Source organism: Gordonia sp. OPL2, from assembly GCF_003797825.1.
Taxonomy (GTDB): domain Bacteria; phylum Actinomycetota; class Actinomycetes; order Mycobacteriales; family Mycobacteriaceae; genus Gordonia.
The window spans coordinates 33,202-50,657 of sequence record NZ_RKME01000002.1 but is presented as its reverse complement, the minus strand read 5'-3'; the positions used below and the strand labels follow the sequence as shown (position 1 = coordinate 50,657).

Below are 17,456 nucleotides of genomic sequence, written 5' to 3'. Positions count from 1 at the left end.
GGTCACTGGTTCGTCATCACTCTGAGATGCGTTATGAAAATGTGTCCTCAGAAGGTTGATCAGCACAAACGTGAAAATATGGGTGTGACTGCTGTTGCTCAAGTGGCGGATGTTTGCGTTTCGTTTTGTAAGTGTGTCAATCGACCCACAGTCGCCGCGACCCTCAGTACGTAGCCATCACGAGGGTTAGTTGGGTCACGTCCGGTGATCTCTGCGATCTTCTTTAATCTGTACCGAACTGTATTTGGATGGATATACAGTACGCGCGCGCAACTTTCGACAGACCCTCCCGAGTCCAGATATGCCTCGAGCGTCGCGTTCAGGGTGGTGCCGCCTTTGGCCAGTGGACGCACCAGTGTGTCGTTCAGGGCAGCCATCGCCGAGGTGTCGCCGTTGAGTGCCCGTTCCGGCAGCAGTTCGAGGCTGTGGACCGGCCTGGGGGCGCTGGGCCAGCCGACGACCGCCGCGATACCCGCCATCGCCTCGTTCGAGCTGGCGTGTGCGCTGCCGAGGTTGGGCATCGTCGGGCCGATCACCACGGGTCCCTCGGCGAAATGCTTCAGCAGCTCGGTGACGAACCGTTCGGACGTCCGAATCGGCCCGCTGACGATCGCGACGAGGAACTTGCCCTGGACGACCGACAACGCGGATCGGTCGTACTGCTTGGCCGTGTTGTGGATGGCCAGCGGGACCGACACGTTCTGCTCGGGGGGAGGGGCGCCGACGATGATGGTCGCCGGGGCATCGGAGTCCCAGTTCAACGCGGCGGCCCGGGACAGCAGCTGCGGTCCGGTGTCGCCGCGGACCACGGCATCGACGACCAGGGCCTCGAGCCGGGAGTCCCAGGCTCCGCGGGATTCGGCTGCGGACGCGTAGATCGAGGCGGCCGCGAATCCGATCTCACGGCCGTACCGCAGGACCGATTCGGTGAGCGCCCGGAGTTGCGCGTCGTTGCGCGCCAGCAGCGGCAGCCACTTCTCGAAGAACTCCATCGCGACGCGGACCATCTCGACGGTCTGCAGCAGCGTGATCCGGCGTGCCAGGTCCTGGGGGACGACCTGGAACGCCTGGACCGTGAACTTGACGTTGCCCTCGGGATCCTGAATCCACTCGACGAAATTCACCACCGCGGTCTGGACCACCAGCTGGACACTGGCGCGCTGGGCGGCGTCGAGATCCCCGAAGTAGGGCAACTGATCCTGCATGGAGTGGACGGCCTCGGTCGCCAGACGCCCGCTGTACTGCTTGACCCGGCGCAGGAGCGTGTCCGGCAGCGCGTCGTGCACGGTCGCCGGTGCGGGGACATGAGCCCCACGCTCGCCGAACACGTCGGCCGTCGGTGGCTCCTGGTTCACGCCCGCGTCGGTCACCATCTCAATGTAGTCTCGTCGGTCCGCAGCGGGTCCGTCCCACGTCGGCCACGACGCACCGTGGCCGCCCACCGCCGGAAGCGGTGAACGGCCACGTTCGCGTTGATGGTGGATCGCGGGGGCGTCGTCGGCCCGATCGGCCCGACGACACTCACGAGATCATGCGACGCCCGGGTCACCTGTCGGTTCGGGAGCGGCTGCGACGTCGGTGATCTGATACTTCTCCGCGGCCTCGGCGGCAACGGTGGCCGGTATGTGGCCGTCACGGGCCAATGCGACCAGGACGCCGACGACGATCGACTCCGCGTCCACGTTGAAGTACCGGCGGGCGGCCGGGCGCGTGTCGGAGAACCCGAATCCGTCGGTGCCCAGCGTCAGATAGGTGCCGGGCACGTACGCGCGGATCTGCTCCTGCACGCCCCGCATGTAATCGCTGACCGCGACCACCGGACCCGGGACGTCGGCGAGCACCTCGGTCAGATACGGCCGCGGGTGATCGGCGGCCGGCTCCCGCACCGAGTCGCGGTCGGCGCGGATGCCGTCGCGGGCGAGCTCGCTCCACGAGGTCACCGAGTACACGTTCGCGCCGACATCCCACTCGTCTGCGAGCAGCTCGGCGGCCCGCAGCGCATCGGGCATGGTCACGCCCGACACCAGGATGTTCGCCGGGAACTTCTTGTCCGACGGCGCCTCGGCGAAGCGGTAGATGCCCTTCAGCACCCCCGCGACGTCGAGGTTCTCCGGCTCGGCCGGCTGACTGATCGGCTCGTTGTAGACGGTGAGGTAGTAGTAGATGTTCTCCGGCTCCTCGCCGTACATCCGCTCGAGACCGTCGGCGATGATGTGCCCGAGTTCGAACGCGAACGCGGGATCGTAGGCGGCCACCGCGGGGTTCGTCGCCGCCAGCAGGGGCGACTGGCCGTCGGCGTGCTGCAGGCCCTCGCCGGTCAGTGTGGTGCGACCGGCCGTCGCGCCGATCACGAACCCACGCGCCATCTGATCGGCCGCGGCCCAGAAGCTGTCGCCGGTGCGCTGGAAGCCGAACATCGAGTAGAAGATGTACAGCGGGATCATCGGCTCGTCGTGGGTGGAGTAGGACGTCCCGACGGCGGTGAACGACGCAGCCGACCCCGCCTCGTTGATGCCCTCGTGCAGGATCTGGCCCTCGTTGCTCTCCTTGTATGCCAGCATCAGCTCCGCGTCGACCGAGGTGTAGAGCTGCCCGTTGCGGTTGTAGATCTTGAGTGTCGGGAACCACGAGTCCATGCCGAACGTGCGGGCCTCATCGGGGATGATCGGCACGATCCGCTTCCCGATCTCCTTGTCGCGCAACAGATCCTTGAAGATGCGCACGAGTGCCATGGTGGTGGCGACCTGCTGCTTCCCGGACCCCTTGGCGGTGGTCTTGAGTGCCTTGCTGACATCGGGCCGCAGAACCTTCGACGTCGTTCGCCGCGCAGGCAGGAACCCGCCGAGCGACTTGCGCCGATCGAGCATGTAACGGATCTCGGGCGCATCCGGTCCCGGGTGGTAGTACGGCGGCACGTAGGGATTCTCCTCGAGCTGCGCGTCGCTGATCGGGATACGGGTGCTGTCGCGGAAGGCCTTGAGATCGTCGAGGGTCAGCTTCTTCATCTGGTGGGTCGCGTTGCGTCCCTCGAAGTGCTTGCCCAGCGTGTAGCCCTTGATGGTGTGCGCCAGGATGACGGTCGGCTGTCCCTTGTGTGCCATGGCCGCGGCGTAGGCGGCGTGGATCTTGCGATAGTCGTGACCGCCGCGCTTGAGATTCCAGATCTCGGCGTCGGAGAGGTCCTTGACCAGTTCCTTCGTTCGCGGGTCGCGATTGAAGAAGTGTTCGCGGACGAACGCGCCGTCGTTGGCCTTGTAGGTCTGGAAGTCGCCGTCGGGGGTGGTGTTCATCAGGTTGACCAGCGCGCCGTCGCGGTCGGCGTGCAGCAGCGAATCCCACTCGCGACCCCAGATCACCTTGATGACGTTCCAGCCGGCGCCGCGGAAGAACGACTCGAGCTCCTGGATGATCTTGCCGTTGCCGCGCACGGGACCGTCGAGACGCTGCAGGTTGCAGTTGATGACGAAGGTGAGGTTGTCGAGACCCTCGGTGGCCGCGAAGCTCGCGAATCCGCGCGACTCCGGTTCGTCCATCTCGCCGTCGCCGAGGAACGCCCACACGTGCTGATCAGAGGTGTCGGTGATCCCGCGATCGTGCAGGTAGTGGTTGAACCGTGCCTGGTAGATCGCGTTCATCGGGCCCAGGCCCATCGAGACCGTGGGGAACTGCCAGAACTCCGGCATCAGACGCGGGTGCGGATAGGACGGCAGGCCGCCGCCCTCGCCGGCATGGCTGTGCTCCTGACGGAAGCCGTCCATGCGCTTCTCGTCGATGCGTCCCTCGAGGAACGCGCGGGCGTAGATGCCCGGGGACGCGTGGCCCTGGATGAAGATCTGATCGCCACCGCCGGAGTGGTCGGTGCCGCGGAAGAAGTGGTTGAAGCCGACCTCGTAGAGCGCCGCCGACGACGCGTACGTCGAGATGTGCCCGCCGACGCCCACACCGGGACGCTGGGCGCGATGGACCATGATCGCGGCGTTCCATCGGATGAATGCGCGGAAGCGCCGCTCGACTTCTTCGTCGCCGGGGAACCACGGTTCGTTCTCGGTCGGGATGGTGTTCACGTAGTCGGTGGAGGTCAGCGACGGAATCGCGACACGCTTCTCACCGGCCCGCTCCAGCAGTCGGAGCATCAGATACCGGGCTCGCCCGGGCCCCGCGTGATCGAGGAGTTTGTCGAAGGACTCGAGCCACTCGCCGGTCTCGTCGGGGTCGATGTCGGGCAGGTACGACGCCACGCCCTCCCGGATGACGCGGACGCGGTTGCGATCACTGCCGGCGGCGCCCGACGGTCCGGAACCGTTGCCTCCGGCGGTGGTCGTGTGCTCTGCCTGTTCGGTCACTGTTATGCCTACTCCCTCGGTCGGCCGGGTGCACGGTGGTGTCCGGCGTGCGATGACTCGGGCGTCGCTCCCATGATGTCGGGACAGCGACGTCCCCCTCTCATCGTGCCCCATGTCACTTGGGTTGGCACCGGGTGGGCGAGCTTGCTGCCACCCGCTCCGACCTGCGGTAGCGTTTCGGTGTTTGTTACTCGTGGGTCAGGAGGACGATGCGAGGCATGAGGCGGAACCGGGCCGACGATCGCCCGCGCAGGTGGGGCCGTGCGGTCGGCCTGTGCGCGTTGTCGGCAGTGGCCGTTCTCGCCTCCGGGTGCGCGACCACCGTCGACGGATCCGGGTCGGCGATCCCGGGCCAGGTCGCGATCTATCGGGCCGAATTGTCCGAGTCGGCGGCGTCGTCGGTACGGGCCGACGGCGTCGAACTGTGTCGCGAGGCGATGTCGTCGATGGTCGTGATGGTCCGCGGCTACAACGCGTTCATCCGGAAACTCAGCGAGGTCCACGACTACGCCGATGTCGGCGATCTGGACGACAGGGCCCGCGCGAGCCTCATCGCCGGGGCCGATCTGATCCGCAAACGGATCGAGTCGTCGACCCCGGTGGACGTCGCAGCGTCGACGAACCGGTTCCTCGACTCCACCGGACGCCTCGGTGCGGCGATCGGCAAACGTCAATTGTCCGGGCTCAATCCGATTGCCGCACAATGGACCCGGGACAAGCAGGCGGTACTGAACGCGTGTGTCGGGTATCTACCGGTCCCGCCGACAGCGGGTGCGTCGCCCGTTCCGGGGCCCGGCGGTTCTGGGTCTGTTCCGACGCCGTCCTCGTCGTCGGCGCCGTCGCCGACGCCCTGACGTCGACGTCGCGCGACGCGCCGGTCTCAAATGCCCCTGTTCGGGTTGCGTCCGGAGCATCTAGGCTGTTCCCTAAGCTGACAGTCGAATTCATTTGGGAGGTCGCACGCGGTGGTAGCCGCCACAGAGTCCGGTAACGCTGGGGACAGCCACGCCGACAAGCTCGGTTTCACGTCCGGCATGGTCGTCCAGGAACTGGGTTGGGACGAGGACGCCGACGACGACCTTCGGGCCGACATCGAGGACACCATCGGTGGGGAGATGGTCGACGAGGACGCTGACGATGTCATCGACGTCGTCGTGCTGTGGTGGCGCGACGGTGACGGCGACCTGGTGGACGCGTTGATGGACGCGATCGCCCCGCTCGCCGACGACGGGTATGTCTGGGTGTTCTCGCCGAAGACCGGCACCGACGGCCACGTCGATCCCAGTGAGATCGCCGAGTCGGCACCGACCGCCGGTCTCACCCAGACCAATGTCGTCAGTCTCGGGGGCTGGTCCGGATCTCGGCTCGTGCAGCCGAAATCCCGCAAACGCGCATGAGCGCGGACTCCACCGCACGGCCGACGTCACCGCTGGCCGTGGGAGACGTGGCGCCCGACTTCGAGTTGCGCGACCAGAACAACCAGCGTGTGTCGCTGTCCGGCCTGCGCGCCGACGGACAGGTGCTGTTGGTGTTCTTCCCGCTCGCCTTCACCGGCACGTGCCAGGGGGAGCTGGGATACATCCGCGATCACCAGCCGCAGTTCATCCGGGACGGACTCCGGACGGTCGCGGTGTCGGTGGGCCCACCGCCGACCCACAAGGTGTGGTCGTCGGCGCAGGGTTTCCTGTTCCCGATCCTGTCGGACTTCTGGCCGCACGGAGCCGTCGCCCGCGATTTCGGGGTGTTCAACGACGCCAGCGGCTATGCCAACCGCGCGACGTTCCTGGTCGACACCGACGGGATCATCCGGTTCTCCGACATGCTCGGACCGGGGGAGGCGCGCGATTCTGCCCTGTGGGAGAAGGCTCTGCTCGTGGCGGACTGAGATCACCGGTCGTCGGCGACCGCCCTGGTTTGGGCATCCGGCGGTCACCGATTACATTCATGACTTGGTGTCGGGCGGACAGATCCACCCGGCCTCGCGCGTATAGCTCAGCGGTAGAGCTCTGGTCTTACACACCAGCGGTCAGGGGTTCGAATCCCTTTGCGCGCACCACCGAAGCGGACGTGGAATTGTGTGACGATCCGATTCGCGGCAATAGTCCGCGATCTGCGCGGGCTATTGCCATGGATCGTGCGGGACCTCAGCGGGCGGAGGCGTCGCCCGCCGAGTCGTCGGCGTCGGAGAACACCAGCTCGATGGCGCGCTGCGCTGCCTGGGGATCCGACCGGCGAACATCGTCGACATGAGCGTGTGAGAAGAGTTCCGGGTAGTCCATGGTTCTCCTGTGATCGGGCGTCGATGCTGTCGGCGTGAGCGCGGCATGCATCGGCCGCGTGCGGAACGAGCTGGAGCCGGTGCTCGCGGGAGCTGTGCGAGCGGGATGAGAACTGGCTCCGACACTACACATCGCGGCTGAGACCGTGATGCGACACGCGCAGCAAAAAGCCCCGGCGCCGTTTCCGGTGCCGGGGCTTCGCAGGCGAAGACTGTTAGAGCACAGTCACATTGGTGGCCTGAAGTCCTTTTGCGCCCTGCTCGACGTCGAACTCGACGCGCTGAGCCTCTTCGAGGTTGCGGAATCCGCTCCCGTTGATCGCGCTGAAGTGAACGAAGACGTCGCCGTCGCGATCGTCATCGGGGGCGATGAAGCCGAAGCCCTTTTCGCCGTTGAACCACTTGACGGTTCCCTGTGCCATACTGCTGTACTTCTTCCTATCGGAGGAGGGTCAAAGGCGACCCTCGCGCCTCCACTGTCCCACACTCCGGGGCCACCAGCGCAATCGCGGTCGTCTCGATCGTCGACGCACCGACGTGTCATCCGAGTCGCCGGCCGACGGCGACGGTGGCCTGTAGCTCGTCCGACGCGTGGATCGCGGTGGCCAGACCGGCTGCCGACAGCGCCTCGGCCGTCAGGTCGGCCTGATCGGTGCTCGTCTCGACGAGCACGCAGCCACCCGGTCGGAGCCACGCGCCGACCTCGTCGCCCACCCGGCGATGGATCTGCACGCCGTCGACGCCCCCGTCCAGACTGTGCCGAGGTTCGTGGTCGCGGGCCTCCGTCGGCATGAACCCGATCCGGGCGGTGGGCACGTAGGGAGCGTTGACGACGACGATGTCGACGCGGGCGTGGAGCCGTTGGGGCAGTGGCGCGAACAGATCACCGCACCAGGTGTGTCCGCCGACGGCGGCGACGTTGCGCGCCGCGCACGCCACGGCGGCCGGATCGATGTCGCAGGCGTGGAGTTCGACGTCTGGCACCGCGGTCGCCACGGCCAGGCCGATAGCGCCTGTCCCACAACAGAGGTCGAGCACGACGTCCCCGGGCTGAGCGATCACGATCGCCTGACGGGCCAGGAACGCCGTCCGTTGCCGGGGAACGAACACCCCCGCGTCGACCTCCACGCGGAGTCCGTCGAATCGTGTCCAACCGAGCACCACCTCGAGCGGTTCACCGGACACACGACGACGTACGAGTGTCTCGAGAGCCTCGTCGTCGGCGGCCTGTCCGACCAGTAGATCGGCCTCTTCTTCGGCGAACACGCATCCGGCTGCTCGGAGGGTCTCGACGGTGTGCCGCAGGACATCGGGTCCGCCGCTCATCGGCCGTCCGGATCGCCGACCGCGCGCCGATACCGGGCCGCCAGGTCATCGTGATGGGCGGCGACGACTCGGCACTCGTCGATCAGCTCGGGTGGATCGAGCACCGAGAAATCGGCGTCGAACGCGCGCAGCCAGCGCGCGATGCTGACCAGTGAGGTGCTGAACAACACGAGTTCGCACGCCTGGTCGTCGCCGGCCTCGATCGTGCCCCACGCGTCGTCGACCATCTCCGCGACGACGTCGATCGGCGCGTGAATGCGAACCCGCGCCGAGGCCCGCCGGTACACGGCACCCAGACTGCGGGTGAGGTAGCCGGTGGCGCCGCCCTCGGGCAGTGCGCGTGGGGTGAACCGAGGGCCGGTCGGTGTCTTCGGCTCCATGCGGTCGACGCGGAAGGAGCGCCAGTCCTCGCGCGTCAGATCCCAGCCGACCAGATACCAGCGCAGGCCGCTCCGGACCAGGCGATAGGGCTCGACCTCCCGGCGGCTCTGCGCCCCGTCGCCGCGGCGGTAGTCGAAGCGCAGGCGTTCGGTGCGGTGGCAGGCGGTGGCGATCTCGGTCAGCACCGCGCCCGAGACGGGGGAGCGCGACTCGCGCGGCACGGCCTCCATCGTCAGGGCGTCGAGCCGGTGGCGCAGTCGCGACGGCATCACCTGCCGGAGTTTGGTCAATGCGCCCGCCGAGGCTTCGGCCATGTCGGCCACCGATCCGGTGGTGATCTCGTTGAGGCCCAGCGCGACGGCGAGCACCTCGTGATCGTCGAGCAGGAGCGGGGGCATCTCCGCGCCGGCGCCGAGACGGTAACCGCCCCCCACCCCGACGGTCGCGTCCACCGGATAACCCAGCTCACGCAGCTTGTCGATGTCCCGGCGGACGGTCCGGGTGGTGATGTCGAGCCGGTCGGCGAGCTCGGACCCCGACCATTCCCGCCGCGCCTGCAGCAGGGTCAGCAGAGCGAGCAGGCGGGCCGACGTTTCCAGCATGGACACCATCCTGCCGCCTTTTGCGGACAGTTGGTGTCCTCGATGGTGCACCGGTTCAGAGCTGGATCAGTCCGGCGCGCCCAGATTCAGCTCATCGGGGTGGCCACCGATGCGCGCCCCGGTGTCGAGGGTCGCGATGGCGTCCATGTCGGCGGCGTTGAGTTCGAAGTCGAGCACGTCGATGTTCTGGGCAATCCGGTCGTCGTGGACGGATTTCGGGATCACGATCACCCCGTTCTGCAGATGCCACCGGATCATCACCTGCGCAGTCGAGCGACCGTGCCGCTCGGCGATACCGGTCAGTGTCGGATCGGTGAGCAGGGTGTTCGGCGACGAGTCGGAGCCCCAGCCCGATCCGCTGCCACCGAGTGGACTCCACGCCTCGACGGCGATGCCGCGGTCGCCGCAGAACTCGCGGAGTTCGCGTTGGGCCAGTCGTGGATGCAATTCGATCTGGTCGACCGCGGGGGCCTGCCCGCTCGCGTCGATGATCGCGGTCAGGTGGTGCGGTTGGAAGTTGGACACCCCGATCGAGGTGGCCTTTCCGGACGACTGGATCTCGATCATCGTCTGCCAGGTCTCGATCATCCGGTCGGTGTCCTGCAGCGGCCAGTGGATCAGGTACAGATCGACATGGTCGAGTCCGAGGCGCTCGAGGCTCGCATCGATCGCGGCGAGTGTGCGGGCACGCCCGTGATCGGCGTTCCACAGCTTTGTCGTCACGAAGATCTCTGAGCGATCGACCCCCGACGCGGCGATCCCGCGTCCGACGGCCGCTTCGTTGCCGTACGCGGCCGCGGTGTCGATGTGCCGGTAGCCGGCGGTCCCGATGGCGAAGCGGACGGCACGCTCGGTGTCCTCGTCGTCCGCCTGCCACACGCCGAGACCCAGTTGGGGGATCAGTGACCCCGTGGCGAGCTCGATGGTCGGGAGATCAGTACTCATGCCCCCAGGCTAGTTCGCCGGACCCCACGGGCGACGGTGCCACGCGTCCGAGCGTCAGGTCGATGCGTGCGGTGAGGAGGCGAAGAACTGCCACAGCAGTCTGGTGGCCGAGATGGTGTCGCTCGCCCCGCCCTCGGCGGGATTGCCGGCAGAGCCCGGCCATCGATGGGTCCCGCCGCGGATCCGGTAGTGCACGACCTGCGGCCCCGCGCCCGCACACACCGGCCACGACACGCGGTCGACGACGGAGTTCACCGCCGCCGTGACCGGGATGTCGCCGCATCCGGCCCGAGAGGTCCACGTACGCAGCCACTGCGCCGACGACAGGTATGGAGCGCCGAAGCGGACGCCGCCGTCGTAGTGGATGACGCCGTCCGCGGTGCCGTGGAAGTCCACCAGTGAGACCGGCCGTGCGCCGCAGCCGGCGAGGGAGTCGGTGTACACCGCCGCACTGATAGTCGCGTAGGCGGAGAACTCCGACGGCATCCGGCAGGCGAGCATCGCGACGAGTCCGGCGCCGTTGGAACGGCCCACCGCGTACGTGCGGTTGCGGTCGACGCAGGCGCTCGTCCGCACCGAGCGCAGGATCGCGCGGGTGAACGCGATGTCGTCGGCGCGCGGTGACGAGTAGGGCGCGCCCTGCCAGGCGAAGGCGTTGTCGGGGCCCCGCAGTCCGTCGGGGTAGACCACGATCGCCGGCAGCGACGACAGGCCGGTGTAGCTCTCGAAGGTCGCACCGCGCTCGGCGCGCCCGTGGTAGGCGAGCACCAGCGGGACACGTTCGCGTCCGGTGTAGGTGGTCGGGATGTGCATCCGGTACGTCCGTTCCACTCCGCGCACGTCCACCGAGCGGGTGAGGGTGGCGCCGGCGGGCAGTGTCGGACAGCCGGCGGCCGGCTGCGGACCGAGCGGTGCGGCCGTCGCGGTGGGACCGCCGACACCCACGAGGCCGGCGGCGACGACGGTCAGGGCGCCGGTGAACGCGAGGACAGCGACGACGGTGCGCCGCAGTCGCGGCCGGGAGGTGGCGAGCACCGCATCAGAGTAGTCGGCGCCGATGCGTCGCGGGACGTGAGATCGCCTGTCCCGCCGAAATCGCGGTGGTGGAGGGCGGGAGTCTGACATCCTGGGCGCGTGCTGCTCACCGATGTACCGGCGGGTTGTCGGGCCCGCGTGGGGCTCCCGCGTGCGACGTTCCCGAGACCACCGACCCATCTGAGATCACCGACGTGAGGTCCGTGCTGCGCGCGGCAGTGGTCGCGGTCGTCGCCGTCGCGCTCGCGGTGCCGGCGGTGCGAGCCGAGGGGGAGACCGGGACGCCGGCGGCGCTACCCCGCGACTTCCTGTGGGGTGTCTCGTCGTCCGGGTTCCAGAGCGAGGGATCCTCGCCGGACAGCAACTGGAGCAGATACTCCGCATCCGGACGGGCGCACGACCGGATCGGGACGTCGGTCGACTTCCGCCACCGGTATCGCGAGGACATCGCCCGGGCCGCTCGCCTCGGCGTGTCCGTCTACCGCGTGAGCGTCGAATGGGCACGCATCGAGCCACGTCCGGGGGTCGTCGACCGAACCGAGCTCGCCTACTACGACTCGATGATCGACGCGATCGTGGCCGCCGGGATGCGCCCGATGATCACCCTGGATCACTGGGTGTACCCCGGATGGGTCGCGACGCGCGGGGGCTGGGCCAATCCGTCGACGCCGACGTGGTGGCTGCGCAACGCGCGCCGGGTCGTCGACCGCTATGCCCACGTGCACCCGCTGTGGATCACGGTCAACGAACCGGCCTACTACGTGGTTCAGGAGATCCGGACCGGAGGCCTGTCGCCCGTGGCGGCGCCGGCGATGCTGGACCGGTTGGTCGCGGTGCACCGCAGCATCTACGACCACATCCACCGTCGCGACCGGACCGCGATGGTGTCGTCGAACGCGGCCTACATCCCGACCGTCGCCGCGGCGATCGACACCCGATTCACCGATCGCGTCGCGGACAAGCTGGACTACGTCGGCATCGATTACTACTACTCGATCTCGGTCACCAACACCGACGCGTGGCATGCGGCGACCGACGAGTCGTGGCTCGCGCCGGTGTCGGCCGACGGTCTCTACTACGCGCTGCGTGACTACTCCCGGCGCTACCCCGGCAAGCCGGTCTACGTCGTCGAGTCGGGTATGCCGACACGCGACGGCGCGGCGCGCCCCGACGGGTACCGTCGCAGCGATCACCTCCGCGACCTCGTGTACTGGGTACAGCGGGCCCGCGCCGACGGTGTCGACGTGATCGGCTACAACTATTGGAGCCTGACCGACAACTACGAATGGGGAAGCTACACACCCAGATTCGGGCTGTACACCGTCGACGTCGGCAGTGACGCGACACTCGCCCGTCGGCCCACCGACGCCGTCGCGGCCTATCGTGGCATCACGGCGGCCAACGGGGTCGCCCCCGGTTACCGCCCGACCCGCCCGGCCCAGTTCTGCTCGTTGGTGAACGCGCCGTCGAGCTGCGCCGAACCCGTCCGCTGACCAGAGGTCGCGCACAGCCCGCGCGGCCACCCGACACCGAAGGAGACCCGTCGTGCCCACGACCATCCTGCCGATCGACACCGTCGTCACCGCGCTCACCGATGAATGGACGGTGCTCGACGACCTGGTGACCTCGGTGACGGACGAGCAGTGGCAGGCGGCCTCGGTGCTGCCCGGGTGGACCGTCGCCGACATCATCGCGCACGTCATCGGCACCGAGAGCATGCTCGACGGACGGGCCGTCGACTCCACCACGGATGTGGCGTCCCTCGATCACGTCCACAATCCGATCGGCGAGTTCAACGAACACTGGATCGAGCAGTTCCGTGGTTCGTCCCGGGCCGAGGTGATGGCCGCCCTGCGCGAGATCGTCGATGTCCGTGCCGGCTCGCTGCGGTCGATGACGCAGGCCGACTTCGACGCCGAGGCGGCCACCCCCGCGGGACCCGACACCTACGGCCGCTTCATGCGTATACGGGTGTTCGACTGCTGGATTCACGAGATCGACATCCGGGACAGCACCGACGGGTCGACCCCGTCACAGCCAGGGTCAGCGGAGATCGCGCTGTCGGAAATCGCCGCCTCCCTGCCGTTCGTCATCGCCAAGAAGGCGCGGACACCGCAGGGGACGACAGTGCTGCTGCGGATCGGCGGCATCGCCGCGCGCGACATCCGGATCGTCGTCGAGGAGCGCGCACGCCTGGTCGACGAGTTGCCGGGCGGCGACGACTCGGCCGATGTCGTCCTCACCATGGATGTGGTCGACCTGGCACGGCTGGTCGGTGGACGCTCCAGCGCCGAACCGTCGCGGGTCGTCGTCGACGGACATCAGGCGCTCGGTCAGGCGATCGTCGAGAATCTCGCCTACGTCATCTGAGGAGCGCAGCGACACAACACGATCGGTCCGTTCTCGAACGCGTGTACGACGGATTCTTCGGTGCCTGCATCGGCTGGTTCATCAACAGAAAGCGACCGTCGTCCGATCGGATGACACGATCGACGACGCTTCAGTCGCTGACCGAGTGTCGCGTGGTGCTGTCGTCCAGCGCGGTCCCGGACCCGAATTCGCGCGCCCGACGGCCCGCAATCATCTGCGCGGGTTGTGGATCGCTCAGCAGTGTGCGGATCAGTTCCGGCGTGTCCTCGATCGGATGATCGCTCGCGGCCAGGACCAGGTTGCCGGTGCGTCGGCCCTTCAGCATCGCGGCGTCGGCGACGATCGCGACGTGATCGAAGACCTCCGCCGCGGTCGCGACCTCGGCGCGCGCGCGGGTGAGATCCCGGTTGTCGCCGCAGTTGGCGAGATAGAGGCCGCCGGGAGCGAGGACTCGGCGCACCTGGACGGTGAACTCCCGGGTGGTCAGGTGGCGTGGTGTGCGTGCGGCGATGAACGCGTCCCGCACGATGACGTCACGGGTGTGTTCGGTCAGTGCGGTCAGCACCTCCCGGGCGTCGCCGACCCGGATACGCAGGCGTGGGGCACGGGGCAGGTCGAACCACTCGCGGGCCAGGCGCGCCAGTTCGGCGTCGATCTCGACGGCGACCTGCCGCGACCCGGGGTATCCGTCGGCGATGTACCGGGGCAGAGCGCACGCGGCCGCCCCCAGGTGCAGGACGCGGATCGGGTCGGTGTCGACGTGTCGGCTCGCGATCAACGCGGCCATCTGGCGCATGTACTCGAACTCGAGCACGGCCGGGTCGGGGTGGATGTGTGAACTCTGCGCTCCGTTGATCGTCAGCAGCCAGCCGCCGACGACGGTGTCGCGCACCAATTCGGCGACACCGGTGCTGATCGTGTGTCGTCCGACGACGGGTTCGGGGCGGGTTCTGGCCATCGCGGGAGAGTCTATGACGAGCGCGCCAGGTCCGCGTCGACAGAGGTGACGTCGACAGAGATGATGACGTCGACGGAGGTGGCAGGGTGCACGGCTACGATCACCGGGTGCCCGGCCCGTTCCCCGCGACTGCCCGCCCGACAATCGCCCGCCGACCGACCGTCGGCGTCGACCGACGGTCCCGCCGTCGACGGGCAACCGATGATCCCCGTCGCCCCTGCGGAGCGGGCGTCCCCGCCGGGATCGTCGTCGGATACCTCCTCGACCGTGTCGTCGGCGACCCGCGCCGCGCGCACCCGGTGGCGGGGATCGGGCAGGCGGCGTCACGGCTCGAGAAAGTCCTCTATCGCGACTCACGTTCGGCTGGAACGGTGTTCGCGGTGACATGCGTCGGCTCTGCTGCGATCATCGGGCTGGGCCTGCGACGGTTGTCTCCGTCGGATGCGACCGCCGCGGCCGTCACCACCGCCGTGACCTGGGCCGCCCTCGGCGGCACCTCGCTGACCGGGATCGGAGAGGCGGTCGCCTCCGCGCTCGACGACGGGGACATCGCCGCCGCGCGCCGCTGGATTCCGAGCCTGTGCGGACGCGATCCGGAATCCCTCGACGAGGCCGGGATCGCCAGGGCTGCACTGGAGTCCATCGCCGAGAACACCTCCGACGCCACGGTCGCCCCACTGTTCTGGGCGGGCGTGGCCGGGGTTCCTGGTGTCCTCGCATACCGCACGGCCAACACCCTCGACGCGATGGTCGGGTATCGCAACGATCGATACCGCCACTTCGGCTGGGCCGCTGCCCGGCTCGACGACCTGGCCAACGTCGTGCCGGCGCGGCTGACAGGTCTGCTGGTGATCGCACTCGGCGGCGAGCCGTCTCGGGCTCGGCGGGCCTGGCGGCGGGATGCCGGAGCGCATCCGAGTCCCAACGCCGGGGTCGTCGAGGCCACGTTCGCCGGCGCGTTGGGGGTGACGCTCGGCGGGCGGACCGTCTACCCGCACGGTGTCGAGGATCGCCCGCGGCTGGGGGACGGGCCGGCGCCGAACGCCGACGATCTGCGGGCGGCGGTCGTGCTGTCCCGTCGAGTGCAGGCCGTCACCGCCCTCGGCGCAGCCGTGACGTCGGCGCTGCTCAGCCGCCGTAGCGCTCGGTGAGTTTGGCGCGCACGTCGGCCGGGGTCTCCTCGGCGTCGGGTCCGCTGCCGATCTGATGGCGTTGCCGCGCGCCCGATGCCGCCCCTGCCTGACGTAGATCGGCGCGGACGCGGTCCCGTCGGGTCTTCGCGACCGGTGCTACCGGGGTCTGTTCGTCCCGCTCTTCACCCGACGTCGCCGGATCCGCGGACGCTGCATGCACGGAGCTCTCCGCGGCAGAGCTCTGTGTGGCGTTCTTCTGCGCGGCGTTGCGTCGGCGCTGGCGGACCTCGGAATAGATGAAGTAGCCGGCACCGAGCGGAGCCATGATGCCGAACGCGAGCCACTGCAGGCCGTAGGACAGGTAGGGGCCGGATTCCAGCTGGGGGAGCGGGATCTCGCCGAGGGCGCCGGGTTGATCGGGCGACAACTGGAGATAGAACGGGTCGAGCGGGGTCGACGTCGCGCGTGCGACCTCGTCCGGGTCGATGGTGTAGACGGCGAGCGCACCTGCCTCGCTGTGGGCGCCGCGCCCGGGCGAGGTGCCCTCGCTCTTGCGGATGCGGGCCGAGATCGTCGTCTCGCCGGTGGGTGCGCTCGGGACGTCGGGCAGGGCGCTCTGCTGCGGGCGGACATACCCGCGATCGACCAGGACCACACGCGAGCCGTCGGCGACGGCGAACGGTGTGAGGACCTCGACGGCCGGCCGCTCGTCCACCGAACGCAGACGGACGAGGACCTCCTTGTCCGTCAGATACCGACCGGTCAGGGTCACCTCGCGCCATTCGGTCGATGCCCGGAACCCGGCGCCCTGCGGGGCGAGGTCGCCGAGCGTGACCGGTCCGGTCGACATCGCCGTCTTGATGAGCTCGTTGCGATGTTCGGTGGCGGTGTTCTTGCCCAGCTGCCAGGGTGCGAGCAACATGAAACACATCGCCGCGAATGCGATGACCACGATCCCGAGGGCTATCCACCCGGGACGTAGGAACGCTCGCACCACCTGCACACCTCAACGGTACCGAGGTGCCCAGGACACACAGTCGCGCGTCCCCCGGGTTGTCCTCGGCGCCGGGTAGCGTCTGCGCAATGCGCGATTTCCTCTGCCGCGAATGCGGACAACGGCTCGCGTCCGAGAACAGTCTCCGTCTCCGCTGCACGAGCGCGCTCGGATTCCGCCCGGCGGATCGCGCGATCCACGTGCTCGACGAGCGCTACTGCATCCAGGTCGACGGCCGACTCCTCGAGCGGTGCGCCACTACGGCGGTGGCGCAGTGCAATTGGTCGGTGACGTGGACCGGGATGCCTGGGCTCTGCGCCTCGTGCCGGCCCACCAGGACCCGGTCGACCGACGGCGACGTCGATGCGATGGCCGTGTTCGGTCGCGCCGGGATCGCCAAGCGACGGCTGATCCTCGCACCCGATGAACCGGGGCCGGCGATCCGCGGCGCGACGACGACCCCGATGCCGGACCGGCCTTCGGCCTGTTGTCGAGCTCACAGGTTCTGCTGACCGCGGGACGTGCGGGCGGAGTGATCACTCTCGACCTCGCCCAGGGTGACGATGTGCACCGGGAGGAGATGCGCGTGGGCCTCGATGAGCCGTACCGCACCGTTCTCGGGCACAGCCGCGACGAGATCGGTCACTACTACCAGATGGTGTTGCTGGACGCCGACGCGCGATCTCGCTTCGAGGAGTTGTTCGGCGACCCCGACGAGGACCATCAGGCCGCACCGGACCGGCATCACTCGGCGGGAACGCCCGAGTGGTGGCGGCAGGACTTCGTCTCCTCCTCCGCGACGATGCACCCCGCCGAGGACTTCGCCGAGACCTTTGCCCACTACCTGCACATACGCGACACCGTGGACACCGCGGCGGCATTCGCGACGGCTCCGGCCGGCTCGACACTCCACAGCGTCCTCCCGGGCGACGTCGGCTTCGACCGTCTGATCGAGTCGTGGCTACCGCTGACGTGGGCGTTGAACCAGATCAACCGATCGATGGGACATCCGGACCTGTACCCCTTCGGCCTACCCGAGCGCGTGCTCGAGAAGATCCGGTTCGTGCACAACCTCGTCCTGCCCGGGTGAG

16 protein-coding genes, 1 tRNA gene and 1 pseudogene are annotated in these 17,456 nt (G+C 68.4%); 8 read left to right on the top strand and 10 right to left on the bottom strand.

Going from position 1 to position 17,456, the window contains the following annotated elements; translation table 11 throughout:
• Positions 1–98: 98 nt before the first annotated feature.
• Both EEB19_RS03280 and aceE read right to left on the bottom strand, forming a co-directional pair.
• Positions 99–1,370, bottom strand: coding sequence for a CdaR family transcriptional regulator (locus tag EEB19_RS03280; RefSeq protein WP_187583179.1), 1,272 nt, complete (start codon positions 1,368–1,370; stop codon positions 99–101).
• Positions 1,371–1,529: 159 nt separating this feature from the next.
• The gene (gene aceE, locus EEB19_RS03275; RefSeq protein WP_262365408.1) at positions 1,530–4,343 is read right to left on the bottom strand and encodes a pyruvate dehydrogenase (acetyl-transferring), homodimeric type; all 2,814 of its coding nucleotides are present in this window, start codon (positions 4,341–4,343) and stop codon (positions 1,530–1,532) included.
• 218 nt (positions 4,344–4,561) lie between these two features.
• Between aceE and EEB19_RS03270 the strand changes: the two genes are divergently transcribed.
• The 4 genes from EEB19_RS03270 to EEB19_RS03255 all read left to right on the top strand — a co-directional run bounded on the left by EEB19_RS03270 (position 4,562) and on the right by EEB19_RS03255 (position 6,399).
• Positions 4,562–5,197, top strand: a complete 636-nt coding sequence (locus tag EEB19_RS03270) for a hypothetical protein (protein ID WP_187583177.1) — start codon at positions 4,562–4,564, stop codon at positions 5,195–5,197.
• A gap of 111 nt (positions 5,198–5,308) precedes the next feature.
• Entirely contained in the window at positions 5,309–5,740 is a 432-nt protein-coding gene (locus EEB19_RS03265; protein WP_187583176.1) for a DUF3052 domain-containing protein, read from the top strand.
• Positions 5,737–6,228, top strand: coding sequence for a peroxiredoxin (locus EEB19_RS03260; RefSeq protein ID WP_187583174.1), 492 nt, complete (start codon positions 5,737–5,739; stop codon positions 6,226–6,228). The genes EEB19_RS03265 and EEB19_RS03260 overlap by 4 nt, the downstream gene beginning before the upstream one ends.
• A gap of 96 nt (positions 6,229–6,324) precedes the next feature.
• Positions 6,325–6,399 (top strand) — tRNA-Val (locus EEB19_RS03255).
• A gap of 88 nt (positions 6,400–6,487) precedes the next feature.
• Here the strand turns inward: EEB19_RS03255 and EEB19_RS26815 are convergent.
• The 6 genes from EEB19_RS26815 to EEB19_RS03230 all read right to left on the bottom strand — a co-directional run bounded on the left by EEB19_RS26815 (position 6,488) and on the right by EEB19_RS03230 (position 10,910).
• Positions 6,488–6,622 carry a hypothetical protein gene (locus EEB19_RS26815; protein ID WP_262365407.1) on the bottom strand — a complete coding sequence of 45 codons (135 nt, stop codon included), beginning with the start codon at positions 6,620–6,622 and terminating at the stop codon, positions 6,488–6,490.
• A gap of 214 nt (positions 6,623–6,836) precedes the next feature.
• The gene (locus tag EEB19_RS03250) at positions 6,837–7,043 is read right to left on the bottom strand and encodes a cold-shock protein (RefSeq protein ID WP_187583172.1); all 207 of its coding nucleotides are present in this window, start codon (positions 7,041–7,043) and stop codon (positions 6,837–6,839) included.
• A 118-nt stretch (positions 7,044–7,161) separates the two neighbouring features.
• Positions 7,162–7,947: a putative protein N(5)-glutamine methyltransferase gene (locus EEB19_RS03245; RefSeq protein WP_187583170.1), complete on the bottom strand. Its 786-nt coding sequence runs from the start codon at positions 7,945–7,947 to the stop codon at positions 7,162–7,164.
• Positions 7,944–8,930, bottom strand: coding sequence for a YafY family protein (locus tag EEB19_RS03240; protein WP_187583168.1), 987 nt, complete (start codon positions 8,928–8,930; stop codon positions 7,944–7,946). The genes EEB19_RS03245 and EEB19_RS03240 overlap by 4 nt, the downstream gene beginning before the upstream one ends.
• A 66-nt stretch (positions 8,931–8,996) precedes the next feature.
• The gene (locus tag EEB19_RS03235; protein WP_187583166.1) at positions 8,997–9,875 is read right to left on the bottom strand and encodes an aldo/keto reductase; all 879 of its coding nucleotides are present in this window, start codon (positions 9,873–9,875) and stop codon (positions 8,997–8,999) included.
• 54 nt (positions 9,876–9,929) lie between these two features.
• Positions 9,930–10,910, bottom strand: coding sequence for a PHB depolymerase family esterase (locus EEB19_RS03230; protein WP_262365406.1), 981 nt, complete (start codon positions 10,908–10,910; stop codon positions 9,930–9,932).
• A 248-nt stretch (positions 10,911–11,158) separates the two neighbouring features.
• Here EEB19_RS03230 and EEB19_RS03225 point away from each other — a divergent pair, with 248 nt between their 5' ends.
• Together EEB19_RS03225 and EEB19_RS03220 are read left to right on the top strand one after the other, a co-directional pair.
• The gene (locus tag EEB19_RS03225) at positions 11,159–12,403 is read left to right on the top strand and encodes a family 1 glycosylhydrolase (protein ID WP_262365429.1); all 1,245 of its coding nucleotides are present in this window, start codon (positions 11,159–11,161) and stop codon (positions 12,401–12,403) included.
• A 52-nt stretch (positions 12,404–12,455) separates the two neighbouring features.
• A complete protein-coding gene (locus EEB19_RS03220) occupies positions 12,456–13,280 on the top strand; it encodes a maleylpyruvate isomerase family mycothiol-dependent enzyme (protein WP_187583164.1) in 825 nt (274 codons plus the stop codon).
• A 130-nt stretch (positions 13,281–13,410) separates the two neighbouring features.
• On the opposite strand, the gene EEB19_RS03215 is transcribed toward EEB19_RS03220, so the two are convergent.
• Positions 13,411–14,238 carry a spermidine synthase gene (locus EEB19_RS03215; RefSeq protein WP_187583163.1) on the bottom strand — a complete coding sequence of 276 codons (828 nt, stop codon included), beginning with the start codon at positions 14,236–14,238 and terminating at the stop codon, positions 13,411–13,413.
• A gap of 242 nt (positions 14,239–14,480) precedes the next feature.
• Between EEB19_RS03215 and EEB19_RS03210 the strand changes: the two genes are divergently transcribed.
• On the top strand, positions 14,481–15,389 hold the full coding sequence (locus EEB19_RS03210; RefSeq protein WP_187583564.1) for a cobalamin biosynthesis protein: 909 nt from the start codon (positions 14,481–14,483) through the stop codon (positions 15,387–15,389).
• Here EEB19_RS03210 and EEB19_RS03205 read toward each other — a convergent pair.
• Positions 15,367–16,374, bottom strand: coding sequence for an SURF1 family protein (locus EEB19_RS03205; protein ID WP_187583162.1), 1,008 nt, complete (start codon positions 16,372–16,374; stop codon positions 15,367–15,369). The two genes, EEB19_RS03210 and EEB19_RS03205, sit on opposite strands and share 23 nt — an antisense overlap.
• Before the next feature lie 80 nt (positions 16,375–16,454).
• On the opposite strand from EEB19_RS03205, the pseudogene EEB19_RS03200 reads away from it, so the two are divergent.
• Positions 16,455–17,455 (top strand): annotated as a pseudogene (locus EEB19_RS03200) (putative zinc-binding metallopeptidase).
• Position 17,456 lies beyond the last annotated feature (1 nt).